Below are 22533 nucleotides of genomic sequence, written 5' to 3' on the forward strand. Positions count from 1 at the left end.
TCAAACAGAGGGCGGGCCATTTTAGTAGGTCTAACCATGTTGTTATGTAGCAGTGTTTATTTCTGTTCAGTAAAGCTCTTGGCAAAAAACTCACGAAATTTACGTTCAGCCACGGACATATAGCGCCCTTCAAGCCATGCAATCTGGTAGGTACGCTTACAAACAGGATTATCAATATGCACTAAATTAAATGACGTCTCAATTTTTTCAATTAAGGTTTCCGGCATAAATGCAATACCAATTCCCATACGGAGGAAATGTCCTACTGCAGAATGTTCGTCGACTTCACATATAATATTAGGTGTAAATCCTGCTTTTTGACAAAATTCATCCGTCATTCCTCGGAATGGATTCCCTTTCTTTATACAAATAAAAGGATCATCAGCCACTTCTCTTAGGTCAATGTTTCTTCGATTAGCAAATCGATGTGTATGAGGAATGGCGAGCAAAATTTTTTCAGTGAGAAAGGATAATCCCTCTATCCCCTTCTGCTCAATGGGAGGAAAAGTGATACAAAAATCGATCTCCCCATTTTGTAGCTGTTGCACCTTTTCCTTCTCTGAAGCTTGACTAATCTGAAGTTTGACATCAGGGTGCAAGGATATAAAAGAAGCAATTACATCAGAAAAGCATTTATGAGTTGTTGTTGCTAAAAATACACGCCCTCTTTCCATTTCTGCTAGATCTTCAACTTCTCTACGACCTTCTTCAAGCAACATGAGTGCCTTTTCTACTTTCTTCAGATACACTCTCCCAAATGAATTGAGTCGAATATTCCTTCCTTTGCGATCAAATAAAGGGACACCCAAATCCGCTTCCAACCTAGCAATAGTTTTACTGAGAGCAGGCTGAGCAATGCGAAGCTCTTGAGCAGCCTTCGTTATATGCTCCAACTTAGCGACTTTAAGAAAATAATGCAGTTGCAGCAGTTCCATGGTCGTCACTCCTCCATTCATATACTCAAGTATATATATAGATATACTAATATGTCTTTTTATTTATTAATAATCAATTATAGAATAAAACATGTAAACAATAAAAGCTTGAAAAGATTTTATTGGATCATACTGTTTTGATTATGAGTCTATTTAATTCTTCCATTTTTCGGTAAGAAACTATAATAAAATAACTAAAGAGGAAGTGTAGCTATTGAGACTGAACCATATCAATTTAACTGTCACTGACGTTAATGCTTCTCGGGAGTTCTTGGAAAAATATTTCGACCTACAAACTAAAAGTACTCATGGAGATTCCTTCGCTGTACTTTTAGACGACGGTGGATTATTGCTCGCTTTGATGAAAGGTACTCAGGTCAATTACCCGAAATCCTTTCATATTGGTTTTGTGCAGGAAAGCGAAAAAAGGGTGGACGAAATCTATCAGCATTTGAAAAATGATGGATTTGACGTAAAGCCGCCAAAAAGGGCTCATCGTTGGACATTTTATGTTAAAGCCCCAGGTGGATTTACCATCGAAGTTCTTAGTTGAATAAGACATCAAAAGATCATTCAATAACAGAACATGCTAATTCGCTAGGATTACATTTCAAAATAAATTTGAAGGGACGAATATCAATGAATAATGATCAGACGATTCAAATGCTTAATTTTATCCAACAACAAAAAAAGATTTTAAAATCTTGCCCGATGGGTAAAAGGCTAAATTACCAATTATGCTCAATCACTCAATCATTTTCCATCTTTAGACGGAACTCTTCCCACTCAGGAGGGATGTAGTATGAAAGCTGCTGCAATTTCTACTTTTGGTCCTCCTGATGTTTTGCAAGTAATTGAATTTGATACCCCATATGCTGGCCCAGAACAAGTCCGGGTCCGAATTAAAGCAGCTGGAATCCAACCGTTCGACGTGGAAGTACGTAAAAGTGGATGGGCACCACCCGGTTTTGATGTACGGTATCCTCAGATTCTGGGTAACGAGTTCGCAGGAATTATTGATCAAGTCGGCGATAAAGTCACAGACTTTTCTGTAGGAGATGAAGTTCTTGGATGGGCTTTGCTGTCCTGTTATGCAGAGTATGTTGTGGTAAGTGCTGACCAGATTGTGTATAAACCACAAAACATGCCATGGGAGGAAGCCGGTGCAATAACCGCTTCTGGTCAAACTGCTCATACTGCGTTACAGGAGCTTGGCGTTGACAAGGGAGACACTATATTGATTCACGCTGCAGCTGGTGGAGTTGGTACATTCGCAGTGCAACTTGCTCAGGCTTGGGGAGCAACTGTCATCGGTACCGCCAGTGAACAAAATCACGATTATCTTCGATCATTGGGTGCGCTTCCCATTACTTATGGACCGGACCTTGCCGAGAGAGTCCGTGCCCTAGTACCCAAGAGCGTGGACATAGCCTTCGATGCTGCTGGAGACGAAGCTCTACGCGCATCGTTGGAACTTGTCCAAAACAAAAAACGAATCGGAACAATTGTTGCGTTTAGCCTTGCAGAGGAACTTGGTGTTCGCCAAATACGTTCACATAGGACCGTGGGGCGACTTGCTGAGCTAGTAGAACTATACTCACAAGGAAAATTGAAGGTCCATATCAGGAAGGCATTTCCGCTACAGCGAGCCGCAGATGCCCATAGAGAGATCGAGAGCGGCCACGGCCGAGGTAAAGTGGTTCTTACAATGGGGTGAACCTTACTACGGTAATGGATTTTGACTAGTTATTAAAGGCATCTTCTACTATAGTGGAGGTGGTAGTATGTCTATTATTTCATTAAATAATGTTAATAAAATATTTAAATGAAATACCCTATTTGAAAATGTAAATCTTGACATAGAGAAAAGTAAGATATATGGAATTGTAGGACCAAATTGTTCAGGTAAATCTGTATTATTAAGATGATATGCGGATTTATCTTCCCAAATGAAGGAACTATAGTTATCCAAGATTCAAAAATAGGTAAGAACACAAGATTTTCAGAAAATTTTGGTGTTATTATAGATCGTCCTGGTTATATTTCGAATAAATCAGGTTTTCAAAATTTAAAGGAATTGTCTTTAATTAGAGGTATAATTGATGATAATCAAATTATTAAAACGATGGAAGCAGTTGGATTAGATCCGCATTCCAATCTAAAGGCAAAGAATTTTTCTTTAGGAATGAAACAAAAATTAGCCATTTGCCAGGCAATTATGTATGAACAACAAGTATTAGTCTTAGATGAACCAGTTAATGCTTTAGATATTGCTAGTTTTAAAAGAGTACGAGATCTATTAATCAGTTTTAAAAATGAAGGTAAAACGATATTGTTAACAAGTCACAACCAAGAAGATATTAATATTTGTGATATTGTTTATCGAATTAATAAATGTACTGTAAATGGTTTATAGATTATAAAGAGCGAAATTATCGGAACCAACATTAAGAACTTTGCTTTTTAAAGTTCTTAATGTTGGTTTAATAATTAATCGAGTTCATTAATGTTCAAAAAGAAAATCTACACTTACCAAACACTTTGTGACGTTTTGGCGTTAGGGACTACCTTTTCTATCAACTCTAATTGTTCTTGTGTCAGTTGCACAAATAATGCAATCACCTGAATGAGAAATATCAAAATATAAGTTTATATTCCTTCCAAAAAAGGCGTTCCAAATTTATTTAATATGGGCACAATTAGAATGGTCTCGCTTTTGGGATGGGATCCTAAGGAAGTTTGTGACTTATTACTTTCTTATTCTATGCTGCTGAAATTTTTAATATAAGAAAAAAGCCGAATATTCAAAGGTATTTCGTTTTTTTTCTTATTAAGTTGTGAAAAATTGTACTTGTGACGCGCGACATGCTTGAACTTGGCAATATCAATACCTATAATAAGAGTCTGAAAAGTGATTTGAGCAATCTTTCCATTTTGGTTATAATTCATTTTATATCCTTCTGGTTAATTGAGTATGGCCATTTTTCGTGCTGGCTTTTGGACTCCCTCTGTCTACAAAGAGGTTATTTTTTATTCAACCCCCATTTTCATTAAGTATAGAATGCTGCCCCGCTAATTTAAGTGATAACTTTCACAATTCTAGTTAAAACTGCGTATTTCATTTACCTTTGTTTAAGTCATCAAATGTTGATTTTTTACTACATAAAAATAAGCCAAAAACATACAGGTTTTGAATAAAACCATGCATATTTTTGACTTATCAGAGTGTTTGCCTATTCAACATCGTACCTTTAATTGAAGAGGATTATCAGCCAATAAATTGCCTTAATAGCTCATTAAACTTGTCACGTTCTTCCCAGAAGGAACCATGACCGCTGTAATGAAACGGAACAAGCTGTGAATTTCTTATTTTTTGATTTAGTTCCTCAGCCTGTGCAAATGGAATAACTTTGTCGTGAACGCCGTGAACTATTAAGGTAGGGACAAGTATTTTTTGCAAATCAGCATAAAGCTTCTCATCTCTTAATGTAATTATGATTGCTGCTGTTGACCAACCTGCTGCTTGTAACCCCAATTGTAAAAACCAATCAGAGAATGAGCTTGTTATATATTGAAAGAAAAAGGTGTCTGTTACTTCTCGGATCATCTTAGGACGGTCATTTAAGGTTTGAATATATAATCTAGTCGCAGTTTCTGTAGTAAATCCTATAGGAGCTGCAGCGTCTACAAGGACAAGGTTGGATACTCCGTAACCATTATGTCGGGACATATACCGAATCGCAATCGCTCCACCTGTAGAATGACCTACAAGAGTGAAATTGTCCAATTGTAGTACATCAACTACTTTACGTATATCATCTGCCAATCGGTCAAAATTGTAACCACTTATTGGCTTATCCGACTTTCCGAATCCTCTCCAATCAATTCCGATGCAGCGGTAGCCCATTAAGGGAAGAACATCAAATTGATACTCAAACTGTTTATGGCTTAACGGCCAACCATGTAAAAACACTATCGTCCTACTGCCCTCTGGATGTATATCTTCTACATATAATTTTACGCCTGTTTCTACATTAACAAAGTATCCCACACTGTTTCCCCCCAAAAACGACTTTAACATTAAGATATTCATTTGAGCAAACATAGGTGAATACCTATCCTTGTTCGACTGCCGGATCGGTGGTAATGGACGGGGCTTATTGAGCTAAACTGCCCCTTTAGCACAATAAGAAAAGGGGATCGCCGCACCATTCATTCTTTTACTAAAGTCCCTAATAGTTTAAGTACATTGTTTCACAAACACTTACAGTTACTACTTCATTTACTACCAAAAGGCCAACTAGACAAAGGATTATGTTTATGAAAAATTTATACAATATAAATTTCATTTAATAACTTTATATTTTTAAATCGATGAAGAGGAAAGTAGTTTTTGCTATACTCGTTAGCGAGCCGGGTACGGTGGAAGCCTGGTGATGAAGCATGAATGAAGACACCTTTGAGTTCTAACCAAGAGGGATATCTTAAGTAGGTTTAGACGTTACCAGCACGTTATTGACTGGGGTAAGTAATATTAGCTTTAAGTTGGTCATATTATGACAATTTGGGTGGTACTGCGGAAGTTAGCCTTTCGTCCCTTTGGGATAGAAGGCTTTTTTTATTGTGGAAATTTACCATAAGGAGGATAATTATGATAAAGACTGTTGTAAAAGATTTATACAGAAATCAAGAAAATTTTACAGACAAAATTGTTCAAATTACAGGCTGGATCCGTACTCTTCGCGATTCCAAAACCATTGGATTTATGGAGTTAAACGACGGAACATTCTTTAAGAGTGTCCAAGTGGTTTTCGAGGATGCCCTTGATAATTTCAAAGAAATTACGAATTACCAATTAGCTCAAATGTTTCAGTAGTAGGTGAATTTGTTCCAACTCCTGAAATGAAACAATTCTTTCAAGAAAAAGGATTTGTATATGCACATACACCGATTATTACAGGAAGCGATACGGAAAGAGGTTTATAAAGCATAAACAGTTGCCATTGTTGCGTGTCCACAAAGGTTCATTTCGTGACCTGGTGTAAAATATCGTATCCTAAGATCAGCGATATTAGAGTTAACTGGATATGCAGTTTCATTAAACCCTACTTTTAGAGCCACTTCCTGTATTTCCTCGTCCGTTAAGTTATCTCCATTTAAAATAACCCCTGCTGGATTCCCTTTATTGGGATCTATACTAAAAGAATCATAATGATAAACCTTAACCGATTTCACGAGCACATTCCCCTCCATAATTATATGAAAAATATTTCATCTTTAATTTACCATTTAGTGAAATTTCAGCATAAACAATCATTTTCTTTATTAAACTAAACAGCCACGATAGTTAAAGAAAAAAATCCTGTAAAAACCGAATATTAATCAAACTTGACTATAAATTATCAATAATTATTTTAAATAGCCGAACTTTGTTTTAAATGATCAATCTTTTTTATCAAACTATAATTAATTTTTAAAAATTCAAAAAGTTAGGAGGATTGTGGAGGAAGGTATAGAATTATTTAATTCGTAACATCAAACTTTTTTATAGGGGGTGTAAAGGTATGGGTAATTTACTATGGTGGCTTCTTCGTTAATTGTTGTTTCTGTTGGCTTAACAATATTCAGATGTATCGACTGTAATAAAATGTAAGATTAGTTTTTCATGACTTTTACTGTTTAACAAGCAAAACTCCCCAAAAACACTGATATTATAGTGCTTTTGAGGAGTTTTTTGTATGTACAACAGATATTTGATTTCAGAAAAAATCAACCTCAACTTTTCCCTTATAATGGTCTTTTAAAGAATTAGATGTTTGATTTGATAACAAGTGACATATCATAGTGAATATAGACAATAAAAGATTTAGGATAAATGGTCAATATTGGAGGTAATTTGTTTAATTTCGGTATCCTTCTATCAATTTAACTTGTTATGGGATTTATTTTAGAATAAAAGTTATATTTGTAGATCAATTATTAAAGGAAGAAGAGGGCATTAAATTTGGGTCCGCACCAAACCACGTTTGATTATCGTTTTCTTCTGTACAAGGCTGCATCCAACAAACACCGAAATTAAATTTTCTATCTGCTGTTGTATGAAATACTTCATATTGAATTCCATTACTTAAATAATCTCCACTGAAATCTATATATTTTGGATAATCGGTGAATTCTCCTTCTACTCCAATTGTTAGTTTGATATCATTTTTATAAAAAGAAATCGCTTCGAGCCTTTCTCTACTTTCAATTTCTCCCTGTACATCTATTGATGGTATACAGCATTTAATTTCTTGAATCTTAAATTCTTTTTTGTATTCAAATTGAATTAAATATCGACCGTTTACATTTGGGCAAGGCAATTCTAAATTATCTAATTTTATTGCAGTAAATTCCACTTCTTTATCACTAACAAATACCCTAATAGTACCTAAAGGAGTTAATAACATCTATTTCACACACCTTTTTAAAATTACTACTTGAACTAAACGGCACCGTTATTTAAACAAAGAGGTAGGTTGAGATACCTTCTTTATGTAGTTAATAAGAAAATCTCTATCTTCAGGAAAGGTTAATTCTAAAGTCTGTATTTCGTCTATGGTTTTCCATGCAATATCATAAATAAGATTATCAGGGTCTTGAAAATTTCTTTTTCCTCCCACAATCTTGACTAAAAAATAATGGGCTTCAGCAGATATATTAAGATGTTCATAAGTCCTTTTTTTAATCTTAATTTCTTCATCAATTTCGACTGAATATCCCGTTTCTTCTTTAATTTCTCTCATACAACACTCTTCGAATGTTTCTTTGTGTTCTTTTCCTCCCGATGGAATAGACCACGTTTTTTTCTCTTCAGGTTTGCCTTGTAAAACCATCAATAATTCAGCGTTATCATTTATACATATCCCTGCTGCACCAAACCACTTTTCCATATTTATACCCCCATAAAAGAAAAGATATTGTATCACTTCTTCATTTTTATGGTAATTCCTTCTTTCATTATCCTGCTTCTTTGGTCGAATAAGAAAAAAAAGCCCTTCTCATTTGATATGATCCCCTAATAGTAGACAGAAAAAAGAAAGCACATTAATGTCTACTATGGAGGGGATTTTTTTATGGAGAAAAAGCGAAAAACTTATGATATAGATTTCAAGAAAAAAGTGGTGGACCTCCATCTAGAAGAAGGAATGGGTTATAACCTTATTGCTAAAGAGTTAGGGATAGATAAAAATCAAGTAAGATGATGGGTGAACCACTTTAATAATGAAGGAATGATGGGACTTGAAGAGAAACGGGGGAAGTCTAAAGGAATCGGTATGGGCAGACCTAGAACTCTTTCAGAAGATCCAGAAACTAAAATAAAATTACTTCAAGCAGAGAACGAAATGCTAAAAAAGCTCTTAGAAATGTGAAAGGAGGAATGGATGAAGTACCTAAGAAAAAGAAGTATCAGGTGATTCAAGATATGGCTGGAGGAGATTTCTCTCTCCAATTATTATGTAAGATTGCAGGAGTTTCAAGGAGTGGCTATTATAAGTGGGTTAAAAGGCAGTCATGCCTTTCTCCAAAACAATTAGAAAATGAAGAGATCAAAGAAAAGATCTTAGAGTGTCATAGAAAATTAAAGGGTATTTACGGATATTGAAGAATACTAGTGTGGTTACGTTTAACTTATAATCTGTGCATCAATCATAAACGTGTGAAACGTTTAATGAATGAACTTGACATTCGCGCAAGAATTAGACAGAAACGACCATACTACGGAAAAAAGGAAGCTTATATTGTTTCAAACAACCATTTAAATAGAGCTTTTCAAGCTTCAAAACCTAATGAGAAATGGATTACAGACATTACATATCTTATTTTTAATGGGCAAAAACTCTATCTTTCCGTCATTATAGATTTATATAACAATGATGTAGTCGCTTTCCAAATTAGTAGTAGAAATGATTTAAAATTAGTAGTAGATACACTTAAGAAAGCAATAATGAAACATGATGTAACAGGAATCCTCCTTCATAGTGATCAAGGATTTCAATATACATCGCGTTTATATCATCAACTTCTTAAAAAGAATCAGATGAAACAGTCTACGTCTCGGAAAGGGAACTGTTGGGATAATGCATGTATGGAGAGCTTCTTCAGTCACTTTAAATCGGAATGTTTTAATCTCTATTCTTTCCGAACAGCTGCAGACGTTAAGTTTGCCGTACAAAAATACATACGATTTTATAATCATCAGAGGTTTCAAAAGAAATTAAATAACCTGAGTCCTTATGAATATAGAACTCAGGTTATTTAGTGGTGCTTACTTAGTACTGTCTACTTGACAGGGGTCACTCCAATTCGAGAGGGGCTAATTCTTTTTTTACTAACGCCCCATTTAGTTAAATATAATTATTGCTTTTTTTTGGTTTGAATGTATTTTTGCGTAAATAATCCAACATTAAACACCGAAAAAATCATAATGAAGAAAAATAATACCCGAATGGACAGAAACCTCTCGTCACCAGTAAACTCAATATTAGAAAGGGTATTGTAAATAAAACCAATAGCAACTAATATAAACAAGATTAATTGCCCTTTTATAGATTTAATCATAAAAATCCCCCTAAAAATAGTTGATTAAATTCTGTATAATTATACCATTTTTTTGTTTTAACTAACCTGCCCCGTTTGTTTGAGTACGATTCTTAACAAAATTAGATTAGCAATAGTATACAAAAACATCTTTTCCATTTAAAATTATCTCTCTTTCTAATTGCATACCAATCTTTTTGGCGACTTTTTGAGAAGCATTGTTATCTTTTTGAATAAGTGCAATCATTTTTTCAATATTAAGCTTGTTTTTTCCATATTCCATTAACCCTCTGGCTATTTCAGTTGCAAATCCTCTCCCCCAGTATTCTTGTGATATCCAATATCCGATTTCAATTTCTTCTTTTTCATTTATAATTTGGGGTACCAATCCTGCGTGACCAATACGCTTGTTACTTCCTTTTTCTAAAATTAGCTTCAATCCATAATTAGTATTGAGAGAATATGTATGATAAATCCATTCTAAAAATTTTCTAACTCCTTCTTTGTCTCTGGTTTGTCCGTTGCCGATAAACTGCATAATATCCGGATTGGTCAGTAGTGACTCAAGAAAATCTAAATCATTATCATTATACGGTCGAAGTAATAAACGTTCTGATAATATTTCCATCATAAAACCCCTTTTAAATTATTCTCACAATGAACCATATATTAACATTTTAGTTTCTCTTATGCCATTAACCTGCCCCTTCGTATTGTAAGAGTTCCATAAAAAATATTTATTCTATAATTTCTTCTTTAAGAGAAATTGTTTTATATCTTCTGGATATTCATCATTAACAGCAAAAACCTCATAGCCCATACGCTTATAAAATTCAGGGGATTGGTATGAAATGTGCAAGTATGAGAAAATATACATCCAAGTTCCTTCCCTAGCCTCTCAGCTTCTATAGATATAAATTAATATCCTTGCCAGGCTTTTTGAGCAACCCATTTGTCGCACGAACATTGTACTCATATAAATTATTACATACATGGTTGTAATCAGTTTCATTTGAGTCTACTGTAATCTTGATATTGTCTAAAGTTATATCAGTCATAGGTTTCCCCCAATAGAATATTTGTACTTAATCATTTATTTGCATGAACTCTTTGAAACATGTAGTATTACTTCACATAATTAAATTTCTTGAGGTATTTTTAATCACTTTCTTGTTTTCATGCCACCATAGAATAGGAATATCTCCTACTTTTCTAAACATCTTGCCCTTATCTAAATACTAGGTATTCCAAATTTTCATATTTCACGCAAGCGTTTATTCAATTATCTGGCCCAATTGTTGAATATACCTACTTTTTATCGCTTCTCTTCTTCAAGGCTTCTAATCCCAGCTCAGAGTCACTATTCGATAATACTTCATCAATGGTTCCCTCTTTCGGAGTTGAACTTATTAAAGTCAGTTTTTAGCATTCCAAATACAATACTATCGGTCCACTCATTTTTATTCCAAAAGTCTTGTATAAAGTGAGCTTCTTTTCTCATCCCAACCCTTCTACATAATTTTTCTGATGCTGTATTTCGTGCATCTAGATTCGCTTGAATACGGTGAACTTTTACAACTTCAAATAAATGGTTTATTAGTGCAATAACAGCCTCTGTTGCATATCCTTGTCCAGACACAGATTTTGAAAATGTATAACCAATTTCAACAGTATCTTTCATATCTGTGTACCAAATAGATAAATCGCCAATTACTTTATCGTCCATTAAGACCGCTAAACTCAAGGCTTTTTCCTTTGTTAATTGATTATTATTTAATTTCTTATCAAATTCCCTTTCTTTATTTTCATGGGTCCATTTATCATGCAAAAGATATCGACATGTTGAGTCATCATTATAGATTTCATAAACGTCATTCAGATGATGTTTTTCAAATGTTTTAATCAGTAGCCGGTTAGTTTCAATTTTCATTAAATCACCTCCTTAAGACAGGAATACCCATACGAGTAAACGGCACAACTTTTATATTCCATTATTCAACAATCTAGCCTGATTGTTGAATAAAGGCTGTAGACGATTGTTCAACTAAACTACTCGTTTGTACAATAGAAAAAAAGCATCCATTATTTAAGAAATGCCCCCTTTAGTTCAATATGAATTTATAATGATGGAGGACTATCAAACAGACTAATCGATAAATTCTAGTTCCATTTCTGCTTCTGCTTTCGAAGGATAAACGGTAATTTTATCATAGGGTTTCAAGTTGTCTTGCCATGATCCTATATTACTCAGAAAATCTTCTCCGTTTTCAGAAATTATCAAGCACTCTAAATGCCTATTGATATAACAAATTGGTGCGTCACTTTTCAAATCACATTGTTGACCAACAGTTCCAATAAAGCCACCTTTACTATCTTTTGCCATAATATCTACATATGGAACCGTATAAAATTCTAAATGTGGAATATCATCGTCAAAGATAAATTGAATATCATAATCGTTAGCATATGTTTGATACTCCTCATTTTTATGATAAACACTCATAGGATAAATTGTTGTACCTGCTGGTATAACCTCAGTATCTTTTAAATTTGCATTTATGGCTCCAGTTAATTCTGTTCTATCTATATAAATTTTCCGCATCTCAACCTCCGTTTAATTTTATTTTTAAAGTAAATGCCCATTACTTTTGTGATTTCTTATTGAACTAAACTGCCCCGTTAGCGCAATAAGAAAAAAATACGGCCCCAAAAAAGCCGGAACATTAGCTCTTGCACCCTTTAGTTGAATTAGATTTTTCATCATTCTATTTTAGTAAAATTGAGAAGAGTTTCCTTCTCCACGAATCATATCCGTAATTGCAACATAAATGTTTGGTGGATATTCTGCTATTCTATGAGTAAGGTAAAGATACCACTCCAAACCATAAGTTAAATAAACCCGAACAGGCAAACCCTTATCTTTAAGTTGTTTACAAAGTTCAGGACGAATTCCGTATAACATTTCTGCTTCCACATATGGATTTTGTAAATAACCACTCTCCAAAATCTGTTTATAGATAGATTCATCGTGAGAAGCAATTGAAACCTGATGACCAGCTTTAACACATAAATCCACTAATTCTAAATAACGTTGGTCTAACTCATCTGAACGAGGGATACAAATATCTGATGGTTCTTGATATGCTCCTTTAACAATACGAATTGCCCCAGAATAATTAAGCAATTCCTTAAGGTCATCAAGTGTTCGATGGAGTTGAGCTTGAAGTGTAACCCCAACATTAGGATATTCGACAACAACTTTTTTGTATAAAGAAAGTATCTGATCCGTTTTAGCTGATTCCTCCATACTAATCATAAGATATAGATTATAAGATTGTGCTTCTTTTGCCATCTCTAGTAAGTTTTGATAAGCAAGTTCAGGATCAACAAATAGACCTATATGAGATAAATCAAAAGAAATACGAGAACTTATTCCACGATTTCCACATTCCCTCATCAACGCTATAAACTCATCTTTTGCTCGAACACATTCCTCTTTGTTTATAGTATTCTCTCCGATAAATTCCAGCGAAACATGGTAACCCTTATTGATAAGTAAATCACCAATAGATAATCCATCTTCTCTTGATTCACCTGTCACAAATCTTTTAGCAGCACTTTGAAATAACGGATAAAGTTCAGAAGAACGCTGAATATACTCCTTTATTTCAATATTTCGAGCAACGGATTTTAAAGCATCTGCAAATTGTTTTTCAATTGATAGAAGTTCCAATCATATCCCTCGTTTCATTTGAATTTCCATATTAATTATAATCCAAATAATGGTTACCTAGTTGTTTTTTTCAATATCTTATACCAAATTGACAGCTTGATCTTCAGCACCCTATAGCTTAAGTACAGTCATTCTCAAACATGATTACATTATCCTAAGAACCTTTCGTTTACCAAGGGACGATCTGGAGCTTCGGCCACCTTTTTTTCCATTTGTTAGCTTTATTTTCGAAAATCTCCTTAGTCACTAGCGATTTATTTGGCCTTACTACCATTGAAAATAAATCATCTAAATGGTAAGGTGCATAAATCTTATGTAAACCATTTTTCTCTATTCTTATTCCCAAAGCAGTTGCAGTGGTTGGCCAGCTATCGATTGCTGCTTCAAGAGAGGGGTATGGTTTTATGGGAAAGCCAAATTTGCTTTCATACCAAAGATGTACCCTTGCTTGATTTTTAATGTCAAAATCAAATTGATAGTCCAAAAGTTTACTTTCCAGTTTTTGTATTAGTTTCTTTTCACTATCGGATCCCAGATCATCCTCGTCATAATAAACTATATCGATATCAGAAATGCCATATTCAAGCGGATAACCAGAGATATCATTCCAAATAGTATTTGTTATACATCCGGCACCAACATAGTATTCAAATGGCAAATTTAAATCTTTTAGGGTTTGTAAAACATTATTTACTGGCTCACTTCTCGAAATGGTCCTTACTAATAAGTCTTCATATATATTCATATTTATCTCCTAGGTATTCATTCATATCTCTATTATTCGACAAATAAAAAAACTTTACCTGCTTCCACTAAACTGCCCCGATAGTCGAATAAAAAAAGCGACTGCTCTTATTGAACAATCGCCCCCGTTACTTTAAGTACATTCTTTCACAAAAGTTAGCTCAAATAGATTTTATTTGTATGCGTAGTATATTTTACGATGAATATAATGTTTCTTAACTATCGCAATTGAAAAACGAGCGTCGAATAAGAAAAACATAGGGAGATTTTAGTCTTCCTATGTTTTCATTCACATTATTTATCTGTTTGCTTCTTTTTCAAATACTCCGCACGAATTTTTTCAAGGTGCTGCTTTTTATCAAATTTGGCAGGTGTATGTTTTTCATGAAACTTCGTCACAGCTACCTGACCTTTGTGATCCAATTGATATTTTCCCATTTTGTTCACCTACTTTTCTAGTCTTTAAAGAGAATCTATTCAACAAATATAATATACCTTATTGAAGTAAACCTTATTACTTTATTAGTGTACTGCTAACTATACATATATCAATCAGTAAAAACATTAAAAGCTTAGTAAAATAAAATATTGTTTCTTTTGCAAAGTCTTTTTACTACTTGTTTGAAAAATCTACACCCTCAATATTTCTCTCCAAAAAACAACCCTTGTTATTACCTTTCCACTTATATCTATATAAATCCAAATACCGTTAGTGGAACAAGAAAAAGAGCTGTAGCTGCGACCCTTCAAAGCACCTGTTAGTTTAAAAGAATAGCGACGCTTCTTCAACAATCGCACCCGATTGTTTCTGTAAGTCATCCGTTTATTTCATTCAATTACTTTGCCTTGAGTTCTAGGTGCTTATTCCCCTACCATACCGTCATGATCATTATCTTGCATATATGGGTATAACCAGTGATCACTCGTTATTGGCATGCTATAACCTGCTGCTTTTGCTTCTTTAATCGTTACTTGACCATTTCCATCTGTATCAACGCTAGAAATATCTTCAGTGCCATTCAAAGCATTGGACTTATTAGAACTTGTTGACTTATTTGAGTTAGTTGATTTACGTTCAGTTAATCCTAGAGATTTATTTATTTCATCAGGGTTGCCGTTATCAAACTCATCTACAATTTTATTCCCTTTTAAAGTGTAAGTGTACTTGTAATGAGATGGAATCTGCGTTTCCGTATTAGGATATGTAATTATTGCTTCAAAATTAGTAGCTCCACTAGCTTTACGAATTGCATCTTCCATATATGCTTGATCACCATGTCGGTTAAGCGTACTATCTTGTGGCGTAATATTATAAGCATTTGATACCCCACCAAGAGAATCTGCAATAATATGTCCTTCATCTAAATCTGCTCTTTCGACACCAGGAACTTTTGCCTCATCAGCGTAGTATCTGCCAGACGATGTTACAGGTTCAGTACGATCATCTTGTAGAACGATTTTGTTAGCAATGACACGGACTACTTGCCCGTGCTCATTCGTAAAGGACCAATACTCTCGGTCCCCAAAACCAATGTCAACGACGACGTTAGGTTCGCGATGTCCAGACAAATCCCCACCATCAACTTCAATTCGTTTGTAACCTTTGAACAGTTGATCTTTTGATTGAGTTGATGTTTTCTCTACTTCTTGTGAATCAGCTTTCCCATCAGTATTCGATACATCTTCTACGTTAGTACAACCAACTATAAAGATGGCAGCTAGAAGTAAGATTAAATAGCTTATTTTCTTTTTCATTTTAGGACTCCTTATCATTTTTTACTAAACATTCTAGAGATCTTTGAATATAACATAAATTAACATTGTTAACCTATTTAAAATTAGTATATTACAATATTAATTTAATTACAGTAGATACTTAGTTCGAAATATGTAGTGTTAAATTCCAATAAAGATTAGGAGAGTCCATTGCATTATATTTTTCAACTATAAAATTTAGCTGTACTTGCTTATGGCTGAATAACTGCTTTTTACAATCTTACCTACAGTATTTTATCAATATTCAGTTTTAAAAAAGATGTTATTTATAGTAATATTGGTTCTAGTACTGAAAAAGGCACAATTCCCATTCACGAATTGCGCTTTTTGTTTTTTATAAAGAACTCAGGAACAGAAAATTCTTCTTCAACAAACCTGCCCCGTTTGTTGAAGAAGAGTTACAGTCTGTTGCTTATGAATTTCCACAAAAATAAGCGTTCATTCTTAAAAAGAGTGTTAACCCTTCTTGGATTAATGCTACCTGTTAGTTTATTACAGCGCTAGAATAAATAATACCATCGCTGCAAAACTTGCTAATGTTCGAATGTGGTTCCATATCGTCCATTTTGATAGATAATCTTTCCATAAAGTTAAACTTTCTCCTTCTTTAGTATCTACACGAGCTAATGCATCATTTAGAGGAACATTACGTACAACCGTGACTAGAAAACTGCCAACAAAATATAGCAAACTTCCAGCAAACAAAGGAATAGCATTTGCACTTTCCCAATTAAAAATAGAATGGGTTATAAGTAGTATAGTAACTAAAGCTGTTCCCAAAAATACAGTTAAAAAAGATCGGTTTAGTACCACTATATTAATTGACTGCATCGCAGCAATTCCCTGCTCATGCGGTAGTCGAGCAAGTGCTTTCATAACAAATGAAGAAAATGCGAAGAACACTCCAGCAACCAAGCCTGAGCCCATAGCTCCAAATAAGATTACATATGGAATCAATTGGTTAATCAAATCTCATCATCCCACACATTATAAATCATCTCCTTATTTTAAATACTTTTATAATACGGTAGAAAATGGTAAGGTTCCTTCTTTAACTCCCTCAATAACTAATCACTATTCCGATATTAACTTGAATATCCTGTTTTGTTTGGAGTTTGATTGGTATTTTACTGAGGAGCTCTTATTTTTTCAAACCTGATATTTAATATCTACAGGAATGCTAAATTGCTCCTTTAGTTGAATAAGAAAAAAAGCTCGTCTCACTGGAGAGGGGCTTAATCTTGTCATACTAATCCCCCATGAGTTTAAGGAAATCCTTCGGAAAATATTCTGAAGGGAGTTGCTTACTTCATAATGATATAAAATAAGTCCTCTCTGTTTATGTGCAGAAGGACTTTGAATATGGATTATCATTGATTCTATTTTTGTATTAATTCATCGCGATCGGATGCCATTGGAGGTTGTTCCATCCAGCTATTTTTTATCATGAGATTCGCTCCATCCTCGGAATACAATTGAACCTCTAAGGATAGCCTGTTATACATTGAAGTAATATCCCCTCTAGGACTTTGACTGACAGCTGTACCGTAATATCCAATACTCATGGAAATCAATCCAGATATAATGAACATCATAAGTTTATCGGAAAATGTTTGAGTGGTACTGTTTGTTATTTCTGCCTCCCACCCCATCGGTGCAGGGAGTTTACTTTCCTCTAACTTCCCTCTAAATAATTTTATGTGCTTATTCCCAATTTCTATACCCTTTAAAAAGTATTGTTTTATATCTTTATCATTTGCAACCTGGCTAAAACCAAGAAGTGTAGCTACTCCAAGAGCATTTCTTTGAAGATTCGCAAATAAATTATCAACTTCTGAAGCAACTAAGGGTCTTTTTTCTCCAAAAACATCTAACATAAACCATTGCTTTTTCACAAATTCAACCTTCTTCAGATTAGGTAAGTTAGGTGATCTATGAAGCAATCCTTTGGATAATAATAAGTCCGTTGAACGTTTATATAATTCCATTGTTTCCGTAAGACAATTCATGTAATAAGTTCTTATGTCATTTCTTACAGATGCTGCAACAGAAGCTCCATATAAAGTAAGACCGACTTTCGACATCTGGTTTATAAAATTAAGCACAAAACTGTCAGAATATAATCTTGGAGCAGTTAAATTAACATCCTCTTCAATTCTAAAACCATGAGGAACTACATTTTTTTCCTCGGTTAATATAGCTGTAATTATTTTAATGTGTGATTGAGATAACTCTAGTGCATATTTAATGATAGGTTTAATTTCATTATCCTCCACTTTTTCTAAGAAATATGTGAGGAAACATATGCTTGAACTATCATTTAAAAATTGTACCCAAAGTTGATTGATCTCACCTGCAGTTAACCTTATCTGGATTTCTTTTTCCTCCATAAGCTACCTCCAACATAGAAATACTATAAAATATCATCTCCATAAAATACCTTAAATATGTATTGGTTTGTTATGCTCTAAAAAAGGAGCCTAGTAATTGCATAGGTTCATACTAAATTGTATTTTCTTCTTCCACTGAACTCCCTCTATAAACATTGATGTATCAACGGTTCATGTTCCATTAAAAGGTTAAATAAATTTTTTCTACTTTAATTATAAACAGGATTCTGAATTAATTATTATTTTATACAGATAGAGTGTACGCTTCGCTAAAACTAATGGAAATTATTAGCTTTTTTATCCACCATTTTGATGCAATGGATCTCTGCGATGCTTATGACGACGTACCCTCCCATGTCTCTTAGCGTCAGTTGCACTTACATTCCTTCATTCATCCTTTCTATAAGGTGATGTTGGTCATGTCATGCTGCCCCACAGGATCTATGTCCTTACGTTAGTTGCGTTGCCAACTAATCCTATGCTGATTTTATTTGATGAATCATTCAAATCCATTTATTAAAAGTAAATTTTATAATATATTAAGCTACTATTTGTGTATCGATAAATGAGTGTATATAGGGAATAACCTTCAACTTCTTTTCTTCCTGAAACATAAACTGTTTTTTGCCAATAGAAAAGAAAATTCGTATGAGTTTATTACATAAAGCTATTAAAGACTGTATCTTTTTCAACGGATTCTCTGATCTCGTTGTATAGTAATGATGAAGGGCTTTAAAGGCTTTATTTCTTCGCTACTAGAATCATAGATGCACGAAATAATAATGCCCGTAATTTCTTACGACCACGTTTAGTATGCTTGGTCTTCCCTTTAAGCTTAACTGATGTATTTTCTTTTAAACTGAGTCCAGCTAGTTTGGTTATTTGATGAGGATGATTATATTCACTTAAATCGCCTACTTTTGCAAAAAAACCTGACAGTTATCTTGTCCAAATCCTGTAATCCCTAACATCTGGTTCACTCCGGTTATCTTGAAGTAAGGTATCCAGTTCTGAGTATTTTTCTAATTCGTGAGGTAATGCTTCAAGTTTTTACAATTCGATTTTATATTATATGTAACAATATATCGAGTAACAATGTATTTTGGAGGTGAGATTTTTGAACCCTTTGTCTGAATCTATGTACTTAGTACTACTTGCTTTATATCATGAACCTTTGCATGGTTATGGCATTATTAAAGAGATTGAGAATGTTAGTGGAGGTACCTTTATTATTGCACCAGGTACCCTTTATGGTGTCTTAAATAATCTTCAGAAACAACATTTCATTGAAACGCTGAAACAAGAACTGGATAGTCGCAAAAAGAAAACGTATTGTATTACAGATAAAGGCAGAAAAGCATTAAATCTAGAATTTAAACGCTATGAAAACATGGTTCACTTCACTAAAAAGCTAATGGAAAAGGAGAATATGAAAGTTGAAGGAGAAAGAGATTAAAAAAATTTATAAGAAATTCACTAATTTTGCAAAAGAGGAACAATGGTTACAAAACATGTTACAGGATGGTTGGGTACTTAAAACATATACATCAGAGGATATTGAAGAATGTAAATACATATTTGAACCAATAAAAGATCAAAAACAAATGAATCGTATATATAAAATTGATTATCGTGTATTTAATAAAAAAGACGGGTTCCAAGAATATAATAGCATTTTTGAAGATGCTGGATGGACTTCACTAGCTAAAAGTAAATGGTATTCAAAACATATTTTTTATACAGAACTTCCAAGTGCTAATCAAGATATATTTTCGGACATTGAATCGTATATAGAACGGGAAAAACGAAAAATGTCTACTTACTTAATGTACATAATAATTTCTATAATGATATTTATGGTAATGATAATACTTTACACTCTTTATAATAGATCTTCCCTTATGGGAGTAGGTATCTTTGCATTAATTTCCTGTTTAAAATGTACGCTCGATTATTTTAAACATAGAAAGGTTTATAAGTCACTTGTCTAATTGAAATTTAATTAAATTACAAAAGAGAATGTAAATATAAGTCATAAAAAAAACTTTTTAGGATATAAACAACGGACGTTGGCTTAATAATAATAATAATAATAATTAATTAAAAGCAAGCATACTTTACACAATTGGTATCCTTGCTTTTGTTTATTCATATGGAGTTAGAATGAACTGGATGCCTGATCTAGCAACTGGGAAAGCAAATCGTAATCTGGCGAATCACCTTCACGAATTTTGAGCCATTTTCGTTCAGTAGGACCCTCAAAACCCTTAGGGACATCCAGATCAGAGGCATTCATAATCATAAACGCAATGGCATCCTTGGAAGGAGAAATTACAGCCGCGTATTGCCCGTTCTTCAGGAAATGTGGCTTTTTGTATTGAATCCGCTCTTCGACTTCTGGTATCGTTTTATGGACTAGGTGGCGAAGTTGATTACAAACTTCTACCTTCCAGGGCTGATTAAGACTATCGATAAAAGAGGAGACTTCCTCGTTCATTGCAGCACAGCTCCTTTTCGCTAAAATTTTCTTCCTAAACTTAATTATTGAGCGTTTTTATCTGGTTGGAATATGCCAAACAAAAGTCCTTCGGGGCCCTGACAATATGCAACAAATCCACGTCCTGGAAGTGCCATTTTGGGGTATATCGTTTCTCCGCCATTTTCTTGGACTTTTTCCAATGATTCTTCTAGATTATTTACTTCAATTGTATTAATTATACGAGCTTGACCATCGGGAGAGGGTAAGATTCCACCTGTTACTTCAACGCCTTCTTCATCCGTAGTTATAAAATTGTATCCGTAATCCCCAAACGGCTCTATCTTCCAACCAAAAATATTTTTGTAAAATTCAATTGTCTTTTCTGTATTTGATACCTGCATTTCAAAGTGGGCTATACGGTTCATTTACATCCTCCTTTAGAATGATAATACAATTACATTCTAATCGAAATGGAATAAATTAACAATATTATTGTCACATAGCTTTAACAGCATTAACTATCCTTGCAGCATTAGTTGAAAAAAAGCTCCCAAACGAGCAGCTTAATTTTAGATAGATACTAATTCATATTTAATTCACGATTTCTTTTCTCCGTCACGCCTTATATATGGCTGTTCGGTGTGCGGATACGTGACTGTCGTAAGGGCAAAACAAGCGATGAAGTCATTCCTCGAAATAAGAAATTACGGGAGTTTTATGATTTTATATTTACAAATTCCCCTACCAATAAAAAATAATCCATTATTTAAAAATAATTAATTCCAATCGCTTCTCTTACTTCTAAAAGTGTTTCTGCTGCTACTGAACGTGCATTTTGACTTCCTCTCTTCAATACTTCAAATACAAAATCTAAATGTTGTTCATAATAGTTTCTTTTATTTCTAATTGGTTCTAATTCTGCTTGAAGTATGTCATTCAAATATCTTTTCACTTTTACGTCTCCTAAACCTCCCCTTCTATAATGTTCTTTCATTTCTTCTAAATGTACTTTATCTAAACAAAATGCATCTAAGTATGAAAAAACAGTATTATTTTCCACATTTCCTGGATCTTCAACCCTTATATGATGTGGATCCGTATACATTGACATAACCTTATTTTTAATAATGTCTGGGGAGTCCGAAAGGTATATTGCATTACCTAATGATTTACTCATTTTTGCTTTACCATCAATCCCAGGTAATCTCCCTAAACCTTTTTCCGGAAGTAATACATTCGGTTCGAGTAGTACTTCTTTTTTGTAAATAGAATTAAAGCTTCTAACAATTTCTCTAGCTTGTTCAATCATAGGTATTTGATCCTCCCCAGCTGGAACTACGGTTGCTTTAAAAGCTGTAATATCTGCTGCTTGGCTAACTGGGTAGATAAGGAATCCAGTAGGCAAACTTTCTTCAAAATTCTTTTCCTTAATTTCATTTTTCACAGTAGGATTCCTTTTAAGTCTAGAAACTGTAACAATATTAAGGTAATGCATTGCTAATTCATTAAGTTCTGGAATTTGTGACTGAATAAAGATATTTACTTTAGAGGGATTGATACCTACTGATAAGTAATCTAACGCTACTTCAGTAAGGCTGTTTCTAATTTTTTCGGGGTTTCTTGCATTATCAGTTAATGCTTGTTGATCTGCAATCATTATAAAACTATTGTATTGGTCTTGTAATTTAACTCGATTTTTCAAGGAACCTATATAATGCCCAATATGAAGTTTACCTGTAGGTCGATCTCCTGTTAACAAAATTTCTTTTTTCAATGTTCTCTCTCCTTAATATTAATTTTAAAAAAATAAAAAACTCCGCCCTAAATTAATAGGACGGAGATCATTTCCGTGTTGCCACCTAAATTGTGTAATTAATTAATAAACAAAATTACACC

Annotated in this window: 26 protein-coding genes, 4 pseudogenes and 2 other annotated features (1 of these 32 running past the window's edge); of the genes and pseudogenes, 10 read left to right on the plus strand and 20 right to left on the minus strand. The window is 33.7% G+C overall.

All coding sequences use genetic code 11. The annotated features are described in order from the left end of the window. Positions 1-56: 56 nt before the first annotated feature. Positions 57-935 (minus strand): LysR family transcriptional regulator, encoded by an 879-nt coding sequence (locus NST63_RS21025; RefSeq protein WP_341043645.1) that lies wholly within the window; start codon positions 933-935, stop codon positions 57-59. A 214-nt stretch (positions 936-1149) separates the two neighbouring features. On the opposite strand from NST63_RS21025, the gene NST63_RS21030 reads away from it, so the two are divergent. The 3 genes and pseudogenes from NST63_RS21030 to NST63_RS21040 all read left to right on the plus strand — a co-directional run bounded on the left by NST63_RS21030 (position 1150) and on the right by NST63_RS21040 (position 3351). Next, entirely contained in the window at positions 1150-1488 is a 339-nt protein-coding gene (locus NST63_RS21030) for a VOC family protein (protein WP_212944258.1), read from the plus strand. Between the two features lie 249 nt (positions 1489-1737). Then, the gene (locus NST63_RS21035; protein ID WP_212944257.1) at positions 1738-2652 is read left to right on the plus strand and encodes an NADP-dependent oxidoreductase; all 915 of its coding nucleotides are present in this window, start codon (positions 1738-1740) and stop codon (positions 2650-2652) included. A gap of 67 nt (positions 2653-2719) precedes the next feature. Beyond that, a pseudogene (locus NST63_RS21040) lies at positions 2720-3351 on the plus strand (ATP-binding cassette domain-containing protein). A gap of 852 nt (positions 3352-4203) precedes the next feature. Here NST63_RS21040 and NST63_RS21045 read toward each other — a convergent pair. Next, positions 4204-4986 (minus strand): alpha/beta fold hydrolase, encoded by a 783-nt coding sequence (locus NST63_RS21045; protein ID WP_212944255.1) that lies wholly within the window; start codon positions 4984-4986, stop codon positions 4204-4206. A gap of 314 nt (positions 4987-5300) precedes the next feature. Further along, positions 5301-5537, plus strand: a binding site (T-box leader). 49 nt (positions 5538-5586) lie between these two features. Between NST63_RS21045 and NST63_RS21050 the strand changes: the two are divergent. Further along, positions 5587-5909, plus strand: a pseudogene (locus NST63_RS21050) (OB-fold nucleic acid binding domain-containing protein); the annotation flags it as partial. 9 nt (positions 5910-5918) lie between these two features. Here the strand turns inward: NST63_RS21050 and NST63_RS21055 are convergent. The 3 genes and pseudogenes from NST63_RS21055 to NST63_RS21065 all read right to left on the minus strand — a co-directional run. After that, positions 5919-6170 (minus strand): annotated as a pseudogene (locus NST63_RS21055) (PhzF family phenazine biosynthesis isomerase); the annotation flags it as partial. 737 nt (positions 6171-6907) lie between these two features. After that, positions 6908-7384 carry a hypothetical protein gene (locus NST63_RS21060; RefSeq protein ID WP_212944251.1) on the minus strand — a complete coding sequence of 159 codons (477 nt, stop codon included), beginning with the start codon at positions 7382-7384 and terminating at the stop codon, positions 6908-6910. Between the two features lie 48 nt (positions 7385-7432). Then, the gene (locus tag NST63_RS21065; protein ID WP_341043646.1) at positions 7433-7867 is read right to left on the minus strand and encodes an NUDIX hydrolase; all 435 of its coding nucleotides are present in this window, start codon (positions 7865-7867) and stop codon (positions 7433-7435) included. Between the two features lie 183 nt (positions 7868-8050). Between NST63_RS21065 and NST63_RS21070 the strand changes: the two genes are divergently transcribed. The 4 genes from NST63_RS21070 to NST63_RS21085 are packed head-to-tail and all read left to right on the plus strand — an operon-like array spanning position 8051 to position 9237. Then, positions 8051-8179, plus strand: coding sequence for a transposase (locus NST63_RS21070; protein WP_341043647.1), 129 nt, complete (start codon positions 8051-8053; stop codon positions 8177-8179). A 3-nt stretch (positions 8180-8182) separates the two neighbouring features. Next, positions 8183-8347 (plus strand): hypothetical protein, encoded by a 165-nt coding sequence (locus NST63_RS21075; protein WP_341043649.1) that lies wholly within the window; start codon positions 8183-8185, stop codon positions 8345-8347. Positions 8348-8355: 8 nt separating this feature from the next. Then, positions 8356-8580: a transposase gene (locus tag NST63_RS21080; RefSeq protein ID WP_341043650.1), complete on the plus strand. Its 225-nt coding sequence runs from the start codon at positions 8356-8358 to the stop codon at positions 8578-8580. A gap of 9 nt (positions 8581-8589) precedes the next feature. Beyond that, positions 8590-9237 (plus strand): IS3 family transposase, encoded by a 648-nt coding sequence (locus NST63_RS21085; RefSeq protein WP_341043652.1) that lies wholly within the window; start codon positions 8590-8592, stop codon positions 9235-9237. 95 nt (positions 9238-9332) lie between these two features. Here the strand turns inward: NST63_RS21085 and NST63_RS21090 are convergent, their stop codons facing one another. From NST63_RS21090 to NST63_RS21145, 12 genes and pseudogenes are all read right to left on the minus strand, one after another. Further along, positions 9333-9536, minus strand: coding sequence for a hypothetical protein (locus NST63_RS21090; RefSeq protein ID WP_212944243.1), 204 nt, complete (start codon positions 9534-9536; stop codon positions 9333-9335). Positions 9537-9642: 106 nt separating this feature from the next. Beyond that, entirely contained in the window at positions 9643-10143 is a 501-nt protein-coding gene (locus tag NST63_RS21095) for a GNAT family N-acetyltransferase (RefSeq protein WP_341043653.1), read from the minus strand. Positions 10144-10257: 114 nt separating this feature from the next. Then, the gene (locus NST63_RS21100) at positions 10258-10392 is read right to left on the minus strand and encodes a hypothetical protein (protein WP_276513987.1); all 135 of its coding nucleotides are present in this window, start codon (positions 10390-10392) and stop codon (positions 10258-10260) included. A 501-nt stretch (positions 10393-10893) separates the two neighbouring features. Beyond that, complete coding sequence (locus NST63_RS21105) at positions 10894-11445, minus strand: GNAT family N-acetyltransferase (protein ID WP_341043655.1); 552 nt, start codon at positions 11443-11445, stop codon at positions 10894-10896. A 216-nt stretch (positions 11446-11661) separates the two neighbouring features. Continuing rightward, complete coding sequence (locus NST63_RS21110; protein ID WP_341043656.1) at positions 11662-12117, minus strand: hypothetical protein; 456 nt, start codon at positions 12115-12117, stop codon at positions 11662-11664. Between the two features lie 168 nt (positions 12118-12285). Beyond that, positions 12286-13248, minus strand: coding sequence for a proline dehydrogenase family protein (locus tag NST63_RS21115; protein ID WP_341043657.1), 963 nt, complete (start codon positions 13246-13248; stop codon positions 12286-12288). A gap of 169 nt (positions 13249-13417) precedes the next feature. Further along, positions 13418-13993, minus strand: a complete 576-nt coding sequence (locus NST63_RS21120) for a nucleotidyltransferase family protein (protein ID WP_341043658.1) — start codon at positions 13991-13993, stop codon at positions 13418-13420. A gap of 293 nt (positions 13994-14286) precedes the next feature. After that, a complete protein-coding gene (locus NST63_RS21125) occupies positions 14287-14430 on the minus strand; it encodes a hypothetical protein (protein ID WP_212944231.1) in 144 nt (47 codons plus the stop codon). Between the two features lie 423 nt (positions 14431-14853). Further along, complete coding sequence (locus NST63_RS21130) at positions 14854-15747, minus strand: DNA/RNA non-specific endonuclease (RefSeq protein ID WP_341043660.1); 894 nt, start codon at positions 15745-15747, stop codon at positions 14854-14856. A gap of 513 nt (positions 15748-16260) precedes the next feature. After that, positions 16261-16737: an anthrone oxygenase family protein gene (locus NST63_RS21135; RefSeq protein WP_341043662.1), complete on the minus strand. Its 477-nt coding sequence runs from the start codon at positions 16735-16737 to the stop codon at positions 16261-16263. A gap of 410 nt (positions 16738-17147) precedes the next feature. Continuing rightward, positions 17148-18158 (minus strand): DUF3231 family protein, encoded by a 1011-nt coding sequence (locus tag NST63_RS21140; RefSeq protein ID WP_341043665.1) that lies wholly within the window; start codon positions 18156-18158, stop codon positions 17148-17150. 539 nt (positions 18159-18697) lie between these two features. Continuing rightward, a pseudogene (locus NST63_RS21145) lies at positions 18698-19150 on the minus strand (transposase); the annotation flags it as partial. Between the two features lie 125 nt (positions 19151-19275). Here NST63_RS21145 and NST63_RS21150 point away from each other — a divergent pair. Next, positions 19276-19614, plus strand: a complete 339-nt coding sequence (locus tag NST63_RS21150; RefSeq protein ID WP_341043667.1) for a PadR family transcriptional regulator — start codon at positions 19276-19278, stop codon at positions 19612-19614. Next, a complete protein-coding gene (locus NST63_RS21155; protein ID WP_251346057.1) occupies positions 19595-20149 on the plus strand; it encodes a DUF2812 domain-containing protein in 555 nt (184 codons plus the stop codon). Before NST63_RS21150 ends, NST63_RS21155 begins: the two co-directional genes overlap by 20 nt. Before the next feature lie 167 nt (positions 20150-20316). Here the strand turns inward: NST63_RS21155 and NST63_RS21160 are convergent, their stop codons facing one another. The 3 genes from NST63_RS21160 to trpS all read right to left on the minus strand — a co-directional run bounded on the left by NST63_RS21160 (position 20317) and on the right by trpS (position 22411). After that, the gene (locus NST63_RS21160; RefSeq protein ID WP_251346058.1) at positions 20317-20655 is read right to left on the minus strand and encodes a DUF1801 domain-containing protein; all 339 of its coding nucleotides are present in this window, start codon (positions 20653-20655) and stop codon (positions 20317-20319) included. Between the two features lie 44 nt (positions 20656-20699). Beyond that, positions 20700-21062: a VOC family protein gene (locus NST63_RS21165; protein ID WP_212944221.1), complete on the minus strand. Its 363-nt coding sequence runs from the start codon at positions 21060-21062 to the stop codon at positions 20700-20702. 341 nt (positions 21063-21403) lie between these two features. Beyond that, positions 21404-22411 carry a tryptophan--tRNA ligase gene (gene trpS / locus NST63_RS21170; protein ID WP_341043668.1) on the minus strand — a complete coding sequence of 336 codons (1008 nt, stop codon included), beginning with the start codon at positions 22409-22411 and terminating at the stop codon, positions 21404-21406. 53 nt (positions 22412-22464) lie between these two features. Further along, positions 22465-22533, minus strand: a binding site (T-box leader); it runs 189 nt beyond the window's last position.

The organism is Heyndrickxia sp. FSL W8-0496, from assembly GCF_038007825.1.
Lineage (GTDB): Bacteria > Bacillota > Bacilli > Bacillales > Bacillaceae_C > Heyndrickxia > Heyndrickxia oleronia.